The organism is Roseovarius pelagicus, from assembly GCF_025639885.1.
GTDB lineage: Bacteria > Pseudomonadota > Alphaproteobacteria > Rhodobacterales > Rhodobacteraceae > Roseovarius > Roseovarius pelagicus.
Genome location: NZ_CP106738.1, coordinates 507571 through 522661 on the forward strand (window position 1 = coordinate 507571; position 15091 = coordinate 522661).

14 protein-coding genes and 1 pseudogene are annotated in these 15091 nt (G+C 59.0%); 11 read left to right on the forward strand and 4 right to left on the reverse strand.

Translation table 11 applies throughout. The features are described from left to right. The first annotated feature begins 158 nt into the window (after positions 1–158). From N7U68_RS03500 to N7U68_RS03515, 4 genes are read left to right on the forward strand one after another with little or no spacing between them, the layout of a single operon-like run. Complete coding sequence (locus tag N7U68_RS03500; protein ID WP_165192124.1) at positions 159–446, forward strand: hypothetical protein; 288 nt, start codon at positions 159–161, stop codon at positions 444–446. Between the two features lie 43 nt (positions 447–489). After that, positions 490–2334 carry an ABC-F family ATP-binding cassette domain-containing protein gene (locus N7U68_RS03505; RefSeq protein WP_263048235.1) on the forward strand — a complete coding sequence of 615 codons (1845 nt, stop codon included), beginning with the start codon at positions 490–492 and terminating at the stop codon, positions 2332–2334. A gap of 48 nt (positions 2335–2382) precedes the next feature. After that, a complete protein-coding gene (locus tag N7U68_RS03510; protein WP_263048236.1) occupies positions 2383–3000 on the forward strand; it encodes a MarC family protein in 618 nt (205 codons plus the stop codon). 57 nt (positions 3001–3057) lie between these two features. Then, positions 3058–3636 (forward strand): retropepsin-like aspartic protease family protein, encoded by a 579-nt coding sequence (locus N7U68_RS03515; RefSeq protein WP_263048237.1) that lies wholly within the window; start codon positions 3058–3060, stop codon positions 3634–3636. A gap of 13 nt (positions 3637–3649) precedes the next feature. Here N7U68_RS03515 and N7U68_RS03520 read toward each other — a convergent pair whose 3' ends face one another. Both N7U68_RS03520 and N7U68_RS03525 read right to left on the reverse strand, forming a co-directional pair. Continuing rightward, positions 3650–4123 (reverse strand): DNA polymerase III subunit chi, encoded by a 474-nt coding sequence (locus N7U68_RS03520; protein ID WP_263048238.1) that lies wholly within the window; start codon positions 4121–4123, stop codon positions 3650–3652. Then, positions 4123–5595: a leucyl aminopeptidase gene (locus tag N7U68_RS03525; RefSeq protein WP_263048239.1), complete on the reverse strand. Its 1473-nt coding sequence runs from the start codon at positions 5593–5595 to the stop codon at positions 4123–4125. Before N7U68_RS03525 ends, N7U68_RS03520 begins: the two co-directional genes overlap by 1 nt. A 218-nt stretch (positions 5596–5813) precedes the next feature. On the opposite strand from N7U68_RS03525, the gene lptF reads away from it, so the two are divergent. The 7 genes and pseudogenes from lptF (at position 5814) to N7U68_RS03560 (ending at position 13944) form a co-directional block, all read left to right on the forward strand. Beyond that, on the forward strand, positions 5814–6935 hold the full coding sequence (lptF, locus tag N7U68_RS03530) for an LPS export ABC transporter permease LptF (RefSeq protein WP_165197559.1): 1122 nt from the start codon (positions 5814–5816) through the stop codon (positions 6933–6935). Next, positions 6932–8023, forward strand: a complete 1092-nt coding sequence (gene lptG / locus N7U68_RS03535; RefSeq protein ID WP_165192118.1) for an LPS export ABC transporter permease LptG — start codon at positions 6932–6934, stop codon at positions 8021–8023. Before lptF ends, lptG begins: the two co-directional genes overlap by 4 nt. Then, the gene (locus N7U68_RS03540) at positions 8020–10218 is read left to right on the forward strand and encodes an LPS-assembly protein LptD (RefSeq protein ID WP_263048240.1); all 2199 of its coding nucleotides are present in this window, start codon (positions 8020–8022) and stop codon (positions 10216–10218) included. The genes lptG and N7U68_RS03540 overlap by 4 nt, the downstream gene beginning before the upstream one ends. Before the next feature lie 112 nt (positions 10219–10330). Continuing rightward, the gene (locus N7U68_RS03545) at positions 10331–11530 is read left to right on the forward strand and encodes a SurA N-terminal domain-containing protein (protein ID WP_263048241.1); all 1200 of its coding nucleotides are present in this window, start codon (positions 10331–10333) and stop codon (positions 11528–11530) included. Beyond that, positions 11530–12507, forward strand: a complete 978-nt coding sequence (pdxA, locus tag N7U68_RS03550) for a 4-hydroxythreonine-4-phosphate dehydrogenase PdxA (RefSeq protein ID WP_263048242.1) — start codon at positions 11530–11532, stop codon at positions 12505–12507. Before N7U68_RS03545 ends, pdxA begins: the two co-directional genes overlap by 1 nt. Continuing rightward, a pseudogene (rsmA, locus tag N7U68_RS03555) lies at positions 12504–13342 on the forward strand (16S rRNA (adenine(1518)-N(6)/adenine(1519)-N(6))-dimethyltransferase RsmA). Before pdxA ends, rsmA begins: the two are co-directional and overlap by 4 nt. Next, the gene (locus N7U68_RS03560; RefSeq protein WP_263048243.1) at positions 13339–13944 is read left to right on the forward strand and encodes a nucleotidyltransferase family protein; all 606 of its coding nucleotides are present in this window, start codon (positions 13339–13341) and stop codon (positions 13942–13944) included. The pseudogene rsmA and the gene N7U68_RS03560 overlap by 4 nt, the downstream one beginning before the upstream one ends. A 1-nt stretch (position 13945) precedes the next feature. Here N7U68_RS03560 and N7U68_RS03565 read toward each other — a convergent pair whose 3' ends face one another. Together N7U68_RS03565 and N7U68_RS03570 are read right to left on the reverse strand one after the other, a co-directional pair. After that, positions 13946–14584 carry a Hint domain-containing protein gene (locus tag N7U68_RS03565; RefSeq protein WP_263048244.1) on the reverse strand — a complete coding sequence of 213 codons (639 nt, stop codon included), beginning with the start codon at positions 14582–14584 and terminating at the stop codon, positions 13946–13948. Continuing rightward, on the reverse strand, positions 14581–14850 hold the full coding sequence (locus tag N7U68_RS03570) for a hypothetical protein (RefSeq protein ID WP_263048245.1): 270 nt from the start codon (positions 14848–14850) through the stop codon (positions 14581–14583). The genes N7U68_RS03565 and N7U68_RS03570 overlap by 4 nt, the downstream gene beginning before the upstream one ends. Between the last annotated feature and the right edge of the window lie 241 nt (positions 14851–15091).

Genomic DNA, 15091 nt, shown 5'->3' on the forward strand with positions numbered 1-15091 from the left:
TAAGTGTGAATCTGGCGCTGGCATTAACATGCGCATAGCACGGAATAAAGTCCTATTCGGGGTGCGACAACGTGACGTGATTTGCAGGGTTTTATTTCTGACTTTTTTTGTCAGAATAAAGATGCGAAGCAATTCACTCAACCAAGGACAATTCGCCAATGAAGCTGACTATCCTTTGTGCCACCACCATTCTGATGACTGCTGCTGCGCCACTTTGGGCTGATGTAATTCCCGCGCCGCTACGCTACGAGCAGTTTGAGGCCGCCATACCCCATATGGACCTTGAAACCTGCCCCGAGCTATTGGCCGAGGACGACGTGTTTTGCCGCGCCACACTTCAGCATGAGGAAATCCACGTGTTCGCATTCAGCACGCAGGGCGATAACCCGCTGGTAAGTGTGACCTCATTCTCGGCCGAGGGCATGACCGCACTGCTGACCGACTAACCGGCATTGACAACGGCCGAGCGGTTCGCCATCGCTCGGCCCCATGTTACGCATCACTGACATATCTTACGCCGTCGCGGGCCGCCCGCTGATCGAGAACGCTTCGACCACGATCCCCGAGGGGCACAAGGTCGGCATCGTTGGCCGTAATGGAACGGGCAAAACCACACTGTTTCGTCTGATCCGGGGCGAACTGGCGCTGGAGAGCGGCAGCATCACTCTGCCCAGCCGTGCCCGCATCGGCGGTGTCGCCCAAGAAGTACCCGGCAATCACGTGTCGCTGATCGACACGGTGCTGGCCGCCGATGTTGAGCGCGCCGCACTGTTGGCCGAGGCTGGCACCGCAACGGATCCGACGCGGATCGCTGAGATACAGACGCGTCTGACCGATATCGACGCTTGGGGTGCCGAAGCGCGCGCCGCCTCGATCCTCAAGGGGTTAGGTTTTTCCGATCACGATCAACGGCAACCCTGCTCGGCATATTCTGGTGGTTGGCGGATGCGCGTCGCGCTGGCGGCAGTGCTCTTTGCACAACCTGATTTGCTGTTACTCGACGAACCGACCAACTATCTCGACCTCGAAGGTGCGTTGTGGCTGGAAACTTATCTGGCGCGCTATCCGCACACTGTGCTGATCGTCAGCCATGACCGAGGATTGCTGAACCGGGCCGTCGGGTCCATCCTGCACTTGGAAGACCGTAAACTGACGCTGTATCAAGGGGGATACGATACCTTCGCGCGCACGCGGGCAGCGCGACTGGCCGCCGCCGAATCCGAGGCCAAGAAACAGGACGCGCGCCGCGCCCATTTGCAAAGCTTTGTGGATCGTTTCCGCGCCAAGGCGTCCAAGGCTGTACAAGCGCAATCGCGTCTTAAGATGATCGAGAAGATGACCCCGATCACCACCCCTCAAGAAGCGGCGCTCAAAAAATTCACCTTTCCGTCACCCGAGGAACTGTCACCCCCAATCGTGGCGTTGGAAGATGTCTCTGTCGGGTATGACGGCAAAGCCATTCTTTCGCGATTGAACCTGCGGATCGACCAAGATGATCGGATCGCCCTTCTGGGCAAGAATGGCGAGGGAAAATCTACTCTTTCTAAAATGTTGGCAGGCAAACTGGATGTGCTGGGCGGAAGTATGACAACCGCCTCCAAGCTACGCGTCGGCTATTTTGCACAGCATCAGGTCGAAGAGTTGCACGTCGATGAAACGCCTGTCGATCATATCCGGCGTCTGCGTCCGGGCGAGACGCCGTCGCGCCTGCGTGCGCGACTGGGTGGCTTTGGCATCGGGGCGGAACAGGCCGAAACACTTGTTGGCAAGCTGTCAGGTGGCCAAAAGGCTCGCCTCTCGCTGATGCTGGCGACCATCGACGCGCCGCATATGCTGATCCTCGACGAACCGACGAACCATCTGGACATTGAATCGCGCGAGGCGCTGGTCGAAGCTCTGACCGCCTATTCGGGTGCGGTCATTCTGGTCAGCCACGACATGCACTTGCTCAGCCTCGTTGCGGACCGCCTGTGGTTGGTCAAAGGGGGACGCGTTGCCCCCTATGAGGGTGATCTCGAAAGCTATCGCACATTGCTGCTGGCCACGGACAAACCCGTGCAAAAACCAAAAAACAACAAGCCAAAGCGCCCTTCACGCGACGCCATCGTGTCGCTGCGCCAAGACGTCAAGAAATGCGAAGAGCGCGTCGTTAAACTGAACGACATGCGTGACAAGCTTGCCAAGAAGCTGGCCGACCCGGCGATGTATGACGAGGGCAAAGCCGATGAGGCCGCCGTCTGGCAGCGTAAATACTCGGAAGTGATGGATGGGTTGGAGCGGGCAGAAGGGATGTGGATGAAGGCGCTGGAAAAGCTGGAAAAAGCTCAAGCCTGACGTACCCCAACAGTTGACAAACATCGGTGCTGACCGCATTGAGACGCCATGGACAGCGCCGCATTCATCACCACATTCGTGACCCTTCTCATCGTGATGGACCCTATCGCGCTGGCGCCTCTCTTTCTAGCCATGACACGCGGTATGGATCAGGCGCGCCGCCGCCGGATCGCAATCCGTGCCTGTGTCACCAGCGCGCTGTTGCTGTGTGTCTTTGCCGCGTTTGGCGAGGCCGTATTGGGGTTTATCGGTATTTCGATGCCCGCCTTCCGGATCGCTGGCGGTATCCTGTTATTTCTGACTGCGCTCGACATGTTGTTTGAGCGGCGCACCAAGCGACGCGAAGATCAAGTCGACAATGACGACCATGATGATCCATCCGTCTTTCCTCTGGCGATTCCGCTGATTGCGGGCCCCGGTGCGATCGCAACTGTCATTCTGTTGACAGGCCAGCAGGAGGGCATTACCGGGCTTTCATGGGTTTTGGGCATCATGTTCGTCGTATTGGCGCTTGTTTTCATTTCCTTCCTGAGCGCGGGACTGCTGGAGCGAGCACTGGGGAAAACCGGCATCAACGTCGTCACCCGTGTTCTCGGTATGCTGCTGGCGGCGCTCGCGGTACAGTTTGTTCTTGATGGACTGCGAGGCTTTGGGCTTGCGGCCTGATCTTTTAATCGACCGTCCTGCCGCCTATTTGTAATCCATGACATCAGGCGCCCGGATATGAATGACTTTGACAACGCACATTTGATCTATCTTATCGTTCTGGGCGTTGCCGTGGTATTCTGGTTTGTCGCCTCTAACCGCAACTCCCTTGGTAAAACAATGCAGTATGCGGTGATCTGGGGATTGATTTTCATCGGCGTTCTCGCCGGGATTGGACTGTGGGAAGACATCCGTCGCACCGTGATCCCCAGCCAGAGCGTCTATTCCGGTGGCGTCATCGAGTTGCCGCGCGCACCGGACGGGCATTACTATCTACAAGCTGAGGTGAATGGCACTTCGATCCGCTTTGTGGTAGATACCGGCGCCAGCCAGATCGTCCTTAGCCAAGCGGACGCGGCCGCCGTCGGCCTGAAGCCGGATACACTTAACTATTTTGGTACCGCCAGCACTGCAAACGGGATCGTCCGGACGGCCCCGGTGCGCCTTGACAGCTTTGCCGTCGGCGACATGCGCGATGCCAATCTGCGGGCCGTCGTCAACGAGGGTGATCTAGGTGACTCATTGCTGGGGATGACCTATCTGCAACGTTTTTCCAACATTCAGATCGCCGATGGTCGCCTGGTGCTGACAAGGTAGAAGAACGCATCCTTCACACTGATGCGGCAGTCTTTTCAGCCTTCATTTCCCAGCGTCCGCTTTCCTCTGACCAGTATTGCGCCGCGCAGCCCGCATCGGTCAGCATTTTCCATTGTCCGCGCGCCACGTCCACCGCCGCAGGATCATTGCCGTCAAACAGGATGCACACCCGAGACAACGCCGACACTTCGTCAACGGACACTTGCGCCCCGTCAACCGTCATCAGGCAAACTGCGCCGTTGGGAATATCATCACTGGTGGTTAGCAAAACCGGCTGATCCGCCGCATGTGGCGCAGTGGCCAACCCATGTGCAGGGAACCCGTCATCGGCCCCCTGCCATAGCTTTTCGTCCAGCCATTCCATCCGCGCCTGCGTGGCACCACGTACGGCGACGCGCCAGCTGGCCTGCCGCGCCTTGCCCACAAGCATAGGCAGCGCCGTTTCCAGTGGCCGCCGTGTCAGGTGATAGAAATAGGCTGCTCCCATCAGTCGCCTTCCAGCATGTCCGCAACCAGTCGGTTCAGCGCCATCACGCCCCAACCGGTTGCGCCCTTGGGGGCATAGGTGGTGTCGGATTTGACGGATGCCGTGCCCGCGATATCCAGATGTATCCACGGCAGATCGTCCTTGACGAACCGTTTGAGGAACTGTGCGGCGGTAATCGACCCGGCCGCCCTGCCCCCGACATTCTTGATATCCGCGATCTGGCTCTTGAGCATATCATCATAGGCCTGCCCCATCGGCAGCCGCCACGCGCCTTCGCCCTCGGCCTCCGCCGCCTTGAGGAAATCGCGCGACAGAGCATCATCGTTGCTGAACACGCCCGCGTTCTCATGTCCCAACGCGATGATGATTGCCCCCGTCAAGGTTGCCAGATCAACCATGGCACGGGGCGAATACTCTCGCTGTGCGTACCACATGACATCCGCCAGAACCAAACGGCCTTCGGCGTCGGTGTTGATCACCTCGACTGTATCGCCTTTCATTGACGTGACCACATCACCGGGGCGCGTTGCGCGATCCGACGGCATGTTCTCGACCAGCCCAACGAGGCCAACGACATTGGCTTTCGCCTTGCGACGCGCCAGTGCATGCATGACGCCGGTGACAACACCCGCACCGCCCATGTCCATGGTCATGTCTTCCATGCCTGCCGCCGGTTTCAGGCTGATCCCACCGGTGTCGAACACCACGCCCTTACCGACCAGCGCGAGCGGTGCATCGCCCTTTTTACCACCTGCCCATTCCATTACCGCAACCTTGGACGGGCTGGCGCTGCCGTGCCCGACACTCAGCAAGCACCCCATGCCGAGCTTTTCCAGTTCCGGCTCTTCCAGCACGGTGATTTTCAGTCCTAGCCCTTCCATTGCCTTGATACGGTCGGCAAATTCGGTGGTGGTCAGGTGATTGGCTGGCTCGCTCACCAGATCGCGGGTCAGGAACACGCCTTCTATCACAGCAGCTGCATCGGTCGCTTCGGCTTTGATGACGTTCGGGTCTTTGACCATCATAGTCACACTCGCGTTTTCCTCGGTGGCCTTGGTCTTGTGCGCCGTAAATTCATATGCACGCAGCGCAATCCCGAGCGCCAGATCGACCGGGCGGCGGATCTGCCCCGCCAACACCAGCAGAGGTGCCGCGCCCTTCAGCTTACCCAAGGCAACGCCCGCCTTGCGCGCTTCATCCGGTTTTGCGCCACGCTCTACACAGACGACATCGACCGCTTCGGCGACCAGTCCCGTTGGCCAGGCCAGAGTCTTGACCTCGCCCGGCTTCATCTTTGCGAACGCCTCGCCTTGGAGCATCCGGGCCAGCGCGCCCTTGGTCAGCTTGTTTACCCGGCGTGCGCCCGGATCCATCTTGCCATCCTGACCGATCAGGACAGCAATCCGCCCCTCGGCTTGTGATATCTGGTCGATATCTGTCTCGGCATAGGTCACGGAAACCGGCATGGTCATGGAAAATGCTCCTTGGTAGGGTTGTTTTCCCAGACCTAGCGCGAATTGCAGGGGTGCTAAAAGGTGAAAGTTCTCACAACGGCGCGCACGGAGGGGTTGTCTGCGGCACAGCCTCGCCGATCATGTCAGTTAACAGTTTTCCCTGCGTGGTAATTACGATACCGTGCCACAAAATATGGGGGTAACGGGGGGCATATGTGACCAGATTCGACAGATATATGCTGTCGCAATTTATGGTGCTGTTCGGGTTCTTCGCGCTGGTCTTGGTGTCGATCTTCTGGATCAACAAAGCTGTGCGTATGTTCGACCGATTGATTAGTGACGGCCAATCGGCCTGGATTTTCTTGGAATTCACCGCTCTGACCCTTCCGGGGGTAATTGGCGTGGTGCTCCCCATCGCGGCTTTTGCAGGCGCAGTCTATGTCACCAATCGACTGAGTACCGAAAGTGAGCTGACCGTAATGCAGGCAACCGGCTATTCGCCTTGGCGTATGGCGCGGCCTGTGCTGTTTTACGGGATCATCATCGCGCTGATGATGTCCTTGCTGGCGCATTTCCTTATTCCTGCCAGCCTACAGCAGCTTGAAATGCGCAAAGTCGATGTGTCCCGTAATGTCACGGCCAAGTTTCTGACCGAAGGTGAATTTTTGCATCCCGCATCCGGTGTTACCTTCTACATTCGCGACATCACGACTGAAGGCGAGTTGCGCAACGTGTTCTTGTCCGATCGGCGCGACGCTGAAAATATCGTGACCTACACATCCACCCGCGCCTATCTGGTGCGCGAGGGGGGTGGTACGAAACTGGTTATGCTGGATGGGCTGGCCCAGACATTGCGCCGCGAAGGGCTGCGTTTGTTCACTACGCATTTTGACGACTTCTCGTATGACATCAGCAGCCTCGTCACACAGGACCGGGCAGATCCCGATGCCATAGGATTTGCCAGCACGCCGGTTTTGCTGCGCACACCCGAAGTGGTGGCCGAGCGCAACAATGCGACCATTCCGATGGTCCTGCACGAGCTTCATAACCGATTCACACAGCCGCTGATGTGCATCATCGCTGGCTTGATCGGCTTTGCCACGCTGCTTTTGGGTGGATACAGCCGGTTCGGCATCTGGAGACAGATCATTACCGCCTTTGTTCTGCTGGTCGCAATCAAGATGATTGAAGGCGCAGTCGCCGGGCCTGTCCTGTCCAGCGCGTCGATGTGGCCGCTGCTCTATCTACCGGCGCTCTGTGGTTTTGTGCTTAGCGCAGTATTGCTGCATCTGGCCGCTAACCCAGCGATCATTCGCCGACTGACCCTACGCAACCGTCGCGCAGAGGTCGTCGCATGATCCTGCACTATTATTTCGCGCGCAAGTTTCTGTGGACGTTCCTTGGTATCGCCGGGGTCTTTGTCGTACTTCTGGCACTGATCGATGTGGTAGAGGAATTGCAGGATTTCCCGGATTTGCCAATCTGGGACGTGATCGAGATCGTTCTGCTGAATGTCCCCAACACCAATTACGAGATTTTACCCCTCATCGTGATTCTGGCTGCGGTGGCTCTGTTCGTTCGTTTGGCGCGAACCTCCGAATTGGTGGTGTTACGAGCGTCGGGCCGCTCGGGCTTACGCGGGCTCTTGGGCCCGATGGCCGTCGCGGCAACCATCGGCATCGTGTCGATCACCGTGCTCAACCCGATCGTCGCGGCGTCGTCCAAGCGGTATCACGATCTGGTCAATGGCCACCTCGGTGGCGGAGAGAGCGTTCTGGCAATTTCATCCGAGGGGTTGTGGCTGCGGCAGGGCAGCGCCATCGGACAGACCGTTATCCATGCGGCGCGTGCCAGTTCTGATGTAAGCGTACTCTATGATGCCACATTCATAGCATTTTCACCGACCGGCGATCCTCTGCGTCGCATTACGGCCAGTTCTGCCCAACTGGGCGTGGGCGGCTGGACGCTCAGCGATGTCAAGCTGTGGGATCTGTCTGCGGGTGGCAATGCTGAATCTTCGGCCAGCGTGTTGCCGACTTTGCGCGTACCATCGGCGCTGACACAGGATCGCATCATCGACAGTTTTGGCAAGCCTGAGTATATTTCCCTGTGGGATCTACCGGATTTCATTGCCGAGCTTGAGGAAGCTGGCTTCTCGGCCAGACGCTATGCCGTATGGTTCCAGATGGAACTGGCCCGGCCATTGTTCCTGATGGCGCTGGTGCTGGTCGCTGCCGCATTCACGATGCGCCACGCGCGCACATCGAACACCGGGCTATCGGTCCTAACCGCAATCATGCTGGGGTTTAGTCTGTATTACATGCGCAACTTTGCGCAGGTACTGGGCGAAAACGGCCAGATCCCGGTGATCCTCGCCGCATGGGTGCCGCCGGTGGCTTCGTTTCTGCTGGCGTTCGGTATTTTGCTGCATATGGAGGACGGATGACCCCAACGACCCGTCTCTTTTGCGCTCTCATCATGGTGTGGCTGTTCGTTTCGGGGACACCTGCAACCGCCCAAACCGGCGCGGATGATACTGAGCCGCAGCCTGCCATGCTCATCGCCGATGACGTGTATATCCGTGGCGATGACACGCTCGTGGCCGAAGGCAACGTCGAAGCGGTCTATGACGGCCAGCGCCTGACCGCGCGGCGCATCACGTATGACAAGGCAACCGACTCGCTGGAGTTCGACGGCCCCATCACCCTCTTTGACGGGGGCTATACTGTCGTTCTGGCTGACAGTGCGCAGCTCGACCGCAACCTGCAGAATGGCATTCTATTCGGCGCCCGGATCGTTATGGACGACCAGCTACAGTTGGCCGCGCAGCAGATGAACCGCACAAACGGACGCTATTCACAACTCTACAAGGCCGCTGTTACGTCTTGCCACGTCTGCAAAAATGGACAAGCGCCGCTGTGGCAAATCCGTGCACGGCGCATTATCCACGATCAACAATCACAGCAATTCTATCTCGACGATGCCCAGTTCCGGGTTTTCGACACACCGATTTTCTATCTCCCCCATTTGCGCCTGCCGGATCCCACGCTGGAACGCTCAACCGGTTTCCTGATCCCGTCTATCTACAATTCCTCCCTGCTCGGGTTTGGGGTGAAGGTTCCTTATTTCATCAAGATCGGCGATCACAAAGACCTGACACTGACCCCTTGGCTGTCGAACAAAACACGCACGATGGAGTTTCGGTATCGTCAGGCATTCCAACGTGGAGAGATCGAATTCGAAGGTGCGCTGTCGAATGACGACCTGAACCGCACAGACAACCGCGCCTACATCTTTGGCCGTGGCCTGTTCGAGATGCAGAATGACTTTATCCTGAGGTTCGACATTGAGGCGGTGAATGACGACGCCTACCTCGTCGACTATGATTTCTCCGACAAGGACCGTCTGGACAGTGAACTGTCGCTGGAACGCGTCCGGCGCGATGAATGGATGCGCGGTGCAGTGACGCATTTCCACACATTGCGGGCGGGGGAAAGCAATTCGACCCTGCCGACCATCGTGGGCAACGCTGATTATGAGAGGCGTATCTATCCGGCCCGTTTTGGTGGGGAACTGCGTTATTCAGCTCAGGCACACACGCATTACCGGTCTTCATCTCTTAGCACGGATGGGCCGGACTTTGACGTTTTTGCCGATGGTCGCGACGTGAACCGTCTGAGCACCAGCGCAGACTGGCTGCGCAGCTGGACGATGTTGGGCGGCGTACGTAGCACCTTCCAGACTGGTATCGCAGTGGATCATTTCGAAATCAAAGGGGGCGGCGCCACCAGCCGCGCCTCGCTCACCGATGTGATCCCTTCCACGGCACTGACATTGCGCCTGCCACTGGCCAAGGTCACGAACAAGGGTGTCGCACATGTGATCGAGCCTGTGGTTCAACTCGGCTGGGTTGGCGGAAGCACACCGAGTATCGCAAACGACGAAAGCACGCGCACCGAGTTCGACGAAGGAAACCTGCTGTCCTTATCGCGCTTTGCCGCTAAGGACCGCCGTGAACGTGGCGCCAGTGCAGCATACGGCCTGTCATGGTCACGCTTTGACCCCGGTGGATTGACCAGCACATTCACCGTCGGTCAGATCTTGCGTGACCGGTCCCAGCGTGAACCGAATGGCGGATTGACCTTTTCAGATACATCCGGCCTTCGTGGCGAGTTTTCGGACGTACTCTTTGCCGGGCAGATCACGACCCAGAACGGCCTGACCCTGACCGGTAGAGGATTGTTTGATACCGCGTTCGATACGACCAAGGCCGAGGCGCGTGCCAGCTGGCAAAATTCCGTCACGAATATCGGTGCCACCTATGTCTGGCTGGACCGTGACGTGGCGGAAAACCGACCTACAACAATCTCGGAATGGGCGTTCGATGGCTCTTATCGAATGTCACGGCACTGGACGGGCAGTGCCGAGTGGCGCTATGACGTCGCCAGTGATCGCAGCGTCAAGGCGGGCGTCGGCGTGACCTACACAAACGAATGCGTGGATATCGCGCTTTCGGCCTCGCGTCGGTTCACCTCTTCCACTATCCTGACGCCGTCGACAGATATCAGCCTCACCGTCGGTTTGCGCGGCTTCAGCGCGCGCACCGAAGACAAGAGCTACGCAAGAACATGCAGGAACTGATGACCCAGATGACATCTCCTATCCGCTCCATCACAGCAACATTCGCTCTGGCGCTTGGCCTCATGCTTGGCCACCCCCTTCTCCGGCCAACGCCCAAGGCCTTTTCGAGCCGGTGATCAAGGTCAACGGCGATGCCGTCACCCGCTACGAGTTGGAACAGCGCACGCGACTTCTGACACTGTTGCGCGCGCCCGCCGATCCAGCGCGGCTGGCCCATGATCAACTGATCGAGGACCGACTGAAACTGCAAGCCGCAAAAGCCCAAGGGATCGCCGTCAGCGATGAAGCCGTGCAAGAGGGCATGGAACGTTTCGCCAGTCAGGGTAACCTGAAGGCCGACCAGATGATCAAGCTGCTGGAACAGGGTGGCGTTGCCGAGCAAACCTTTCGTGAATTTGTGCGCGCAGGCCTGACCTGGCGCGAGTTGACACAAGCACGCTTTGGCCCACGTGTGTCGGTTAGCGAAGAGGATCTGGAACGCGCCCGCGCAGCGATCAGCACCGGGACCGGTGTGCGTGTGCTGCTGTCCGAAATCATTATCCCCTACACCCCGCAAACCGAAGAAGCGGTGCTGAGCCGGGCCAAGCGTATCTCGGAAATGACATCCGAGAGCGCATTCAGCGCACAGGCGCGCCAGTACTCGGCAACGCCATCCAAAGACCGTGGTGGACGTATGCCATGGACACCGATCACCAAACTGCCGCCAATCTTGCGGCCCTTGGTTCTGGGGCTCGCACCGGGCGAAGTGACTGAACCGCTTCCCTTGCAAGGGGCGGTTGCACTCTTTCAGATGCGCAGTATCGAAGAGACTGACGTACCGGAACCCGACTATGCCGCGATTGAATATGCCGCGTACTACATTCCCGGCGGTCGCACCGAAGCGGCACTGTCGCAGGCGGCGCAAATCGACGCAGACACCGATACTTGCGATGACCTATATGGGGTTGCCCATGGCCAACCGGCCAGCGTTCTGGAGCGCGGATCAAAAGCACCGAGTGAAATCCCCGATGATATCGCGATCGAACTGTCGCGCCTCGATCCGGGCGAAGTGTCCACTACCCTCACCCGCGCGGGCGGCGAAACACTGGTGCTGTTGATGCTCTGTGGCCGCACCGAAGTCCTGCCCGGCGCAGAGGAGCAAGATGCACCCACCGCCGCAAACGAAGACGGTGCAGAAGGTGCAGAAGGCACGACAGCAGCCCCGGACGTCACCCAACAGCTATCTGCCCAAATTGCCAATCAGCGGCTGGACTCCTTCTCGGAAGGATATCTGGAGCAACTGCGGTCTGAGGCGCGGATCATCGAATACTGATGGCCGATGCGCGGCGTCCGATAGCCATCAGTTGCGGCGAACCGGCGGGCATCGGACCTGAACTGGCGCAAAAGGCTTGGGCGGCGCTGGGAACGGATATTCCGTTTTTCCTGATTGGCGACCCTGCCCATGTGCCGCACGGTCCTGTTGCCATAATTGCCGATGCCGCCGAGGCAATCGATGCGGCGCGCAGTGGTTTGCCTGTTCTGCCGCATATATTTGATGGGCTACTCTCTCTCGGTACGCCCAACCCACGTCATGCCGAGAGCGTTATCAGCGCCATCGCTCGCGGTGTGGACTTGGTACAATCAGGGGCTGCCAGCGCATTGTGTACCGCCCCGATCCACAAGAAGGCGTTACAGGACGGCGCGGGTTTCGCGCATCCCGGTCACACCGAGTATCTAGCCCATCTGGCTGGTGTGACGCGCGTCGTGATGATGCTGGCCAGCGACCAGTTGCGCGTCGTGCCTGCGACGATTCACATTCCGCTCAACAATGTAACTACAGTATTGAGCGCCCCCTTACTGACCCAGACGCTCCGCATCACCCATGCCGGATTGATCCGCGATTTTGGCATCCCTGCCCCCCGCATTGCCGTGGCCGGTCTGAATCCACATGCGGGCGAAGGGGGCAAGATGGGCACCGAAGAGATCGCGCTGATCACCCCAGTTCTGGACGCTTTACGCACCGAGGGACTGGACCTGAAGGGGCCACTGTCGGCGGACACGATGTTTCACGCGGCTGCGCGCGCCGGGTATGATGCAGCGGTCTGCATGTATCACGATCAGGCGCTGATCCCGATCAAGACGCTGGATTTCGACAGGGGGGTAAACGTGACACTGGGTTTACCCTTTATCCGCACGTCACCCGATCACGGCACCGCGCTTGATATCGCCGGACAGGGGGTCGCCAATCCCAGTTCGATGATTGAGGCGCTGAAAATGGCCGCGCGTATGAGCGCGGCGCGCAACACATGAGTATGCCAGACGATCTTCCTCCCCTGCGGGAGGTCATTGCGACGCATGAATTGGCGGCACGCAAATCGCTGGGACAGAACTTTCTGCTGGATCTGAACCTCACTGCCAAAATTGCGCGGCAGGCAGGTGATCTGACCGATTGTGATGTGCTGGAAATTGGCCCCGGCCCCGGCGGCCTGACACGGGGACTACTGTCCGAGGGCGCACGGCACGTTCTGGCCATCGAAAAGGACAGGCGCTGTTTGCCAGCCCTGAACCAGATTGCAGAGACCTATCCCGGACGTTTGACTGTTATAGAAGGGGATGCGCTGAAGATTGATCCGCTGACGCATCTGACCCCCCCATCCGCGTCGCCGCCAACCTGCCCTACAACGTCGGAACGGAACTGTTGGTGCGCTGGCTTACCCCGCCGCAGTGGCCGCCCTACTGGCAGAGTCTGACGCTCATGTTCCAGCGCGAAGTAGCCGAGCGTATCGTCGCAAAGCCCGGCAGTAAGGCCTACGGTCGGCTGGCGCTGCTCGCCAGTTGGCGTTGCGATGCGCAGATCGCCATGCACCTGCCGCCCGGCGCTTTCACACCACCGCCAAAGGTATCCAGCGCCGTGGTTCATCTGCGTGCGCTTGATGCACCCCGCTATCCGGCTGACTCAAAACGGCTGGAATCCGTGGTGGCGCGTGCGTTCAACCAGCGACGCAAAATGCTGCGTGCCGCGCTTAAAGGGGTCGCACCCGACATTGAGGATCGCCTGCTCGCTGCAGGTATCGCCCCCACCGATCGCGCCGAAACAGTCTCGCTGGAGCAGTTCTGTGCCCTCGCGCGACAACTGGAAAAATGACGTCATCGCTGGCCATTGTCGTACCCGCCGCGGGTGCATCATCACGGATGGGTGGGCGCGATAAGCTGCTGGAACTGGTAGAGGGCGTGCCCTTGCTGACACGTCAGGTCGGGCGGGCTTTGGATACCGGTGCAGATGTCTTTGTCACGCTACGTGCGGATCGCCCCTTACGTGGCGAAGCGTTGGACCAGCTCCCCCAGAAAAAGCTGACACGCGTCCCTGTCGAACGTCCACAGGACGGATTATCTGCCTCGCTCGCAGCCGGCATTCGGGCATTGCCGGACACGGTAGAGGCGGTGATGATCCTGCTTCCCGACCTTCCCGAGATCGACACATCCGACCTGTCGGCAATGATCGCAGCGCAGGCCATGGCACCCGCCAGAATACTGCGCGCTTACACAGAGAGCGGCGTGGCCGGGCATCCGGTAATTTTCCCGCGCGCTTGGTTCGCTGAATTGTGGACCTTGACAGGCGACCGTGGCGCAGGCGCATTGCTGCGCCGGGCCGATGTCATTGAACACCGCCTGTCCGGCAACCGCGCCATTACCGACCTCGACACGCCCGAGGCATGGGCCGCTTGGCGGGCGCGGACCGGGGCCTGAGCTACGATGCAATTTCTGCCAATAATACCCGTGCCTCATGCGCGCGCAATGATATGCGCGCCGAGCGGTACGCCCCCAACCCTACCTCGGTTTCCAAGTCAGGGAACAGCGCCAACAGTTCTCTTCGCTGTGCCGCGCCAACCCCGCGCAGCGCCTCTCCACCCGGTTGAAAACTCTCGGACCAAGTGCCGCCCGCCAACAAAACCTCGTGGCTTTCAAACATCACATGGACATAGGTCACCCCCTGCGCCGGACGTGGCCATTCAACGCCGGGCAGCCCTGCCAGATGCTTGGCCGGCACCAGAACTTCACGCTCACCGAACATCGTCTCGGCCAATTGATTTGCCAGCAACATGCGGTGATTGGGACTGACCCTGATATCGGTCTCTGGTATGCTATCGCCAAACGCTCCGGCGCGGATCAAAACAGGCCTGAGCCAAGGGTTTCGCGCAACATCAGCAGCACCGAGAGTCTTTTTGCCCATCCAACAGATCGTCTGAATGCCGTTGTCGCGGGTAATCACATGATCTCCCGGATGCAGTAATTCCACCGGTCTTAGGCCCTGCGGGGTCGCGACCCCGGTACCGGGAGTAAAGCAGATGACACGCTCGATCTCGGTAAATGCCATACTGCTGGTCACGGCCCCGCCGCTGTCCAAAAATTCAACGCGACCCGACTCTGGACCGGTATGGAAGACGTTCTTGGACACCCCGACAGATCGAGGATATCAAGGTCGCTGCCATCGGCATCCTCGCCACCGACGACGGTATGATTGCCGCAATCTGTGATTACAAAGGTATCGGATTGCGCACCACCCGACAGGCTGTCGTTGCCCGATCCCGCAGTGATCGTGTCATTGGTGCCCTGCAAGGTCTCGTCACTACCACTTCCCGGAATCGTTGCCATCGTCAGCTCCCCATCTCTTCTATGCAGTGTCGACGCGCGCGGGATTTTGCAGGCAGCAAGCCGGTCGTCGCCAAGGGGGACGATAAAAACTGCGCAGAAACTCGGTCAGGGGAAAATTTTGTGAAACGTGTCATCCGCAGATGACGCGGCAGAGAGGGTGTCATACTGACACGACGTTCACCCAGAATAGGGATCCGTCACCAGCCTAGCGACACACGCCGTTTCCAAAAACGAAACAATC

Bases quoted from the DNA above. Each gene is read 5' to 3' on its own strand.
- N7U68_RS03500 (WP_165192124.1), top strand. From the start codon at position 159: ATGAAGCTGACTATCCTTTGTGCCACCACCATTCTGATGACTGCTGCT.
- N7U68_RS03505 (WP_263048235.1), top strand. From the start codon at position 490: ATGTTACGCATCACTGACATATCTTACGCCGTCGCGGGCCGCCCGCTG.
- N7U68_RS03510 (WP_263048236.1), top strand. From the start codon at position 2,383: ATGGACAGCGCCGCATTCATCACCACATTCGTGACCCTTCTCATCGTG.
- N7U68_RS03515 (WP_263048237.1), top strand. From the start codon at position 3,058: ATGAATGACTTTGACAACGCACATTTGATCTATCTTATCGTTCTGGGC.
- N7U68_RS03520 (WP_263048238.1), bottom strand. From the start codon at position 4,123: ATGGGAGCAGCCTATTTCTATCACCTGACACGGCGGCCACTGGAAACG.
- N7U68_RS03525 (WP_263048239.1), bottom strand. From the start codon at position 5,595: ATGACCATGCCGGTTTCCGTGACCTATGCCGAGACAGATATCGACCAG.
- lptF (WP_165197559.1), top strand. From the start codon at position 5,814: ATGCTGTCGCAATTTATGGTGCTGTTCGGGTTCTTCGCGCTGGTCTTG.
- lptG (WP_165192118.1), top strand. From the start codon at position 6,932: ATGATCCTGCACTATTATTTCGCGCGCAAGTTTCTGTGGACGTTCCTT.
- N7U68_RS03540 (WP_263048240.1), top strand. From the start codon at position 8,020: ATGACCCCAACGACCCGTCTCTTTTGCGCTCTCATCATGGTGTGGCTG.
- pdxA (WP_263048242.1), top strand. From the start codon at position 11,530: ATGGCCGATGCGCGGCGTCCGATAGCCATCAGTTGCGGCGAACCGGCG.
- N7U68_RS03560 (WP_263048243.1), top strand. From the start codon at position 13,339: ATGACGTCATCGCTGGCCATTGTCGTACCCGCCGCGGGTGCATCATCA.
- N7U68_RS03570 (WP_263048245.1), bottom strand. From the start codon at position 14,850: ATGGCAACGATTCCGGGAAGTGGTAGTGACGAGACCTTGCAGGGCACC.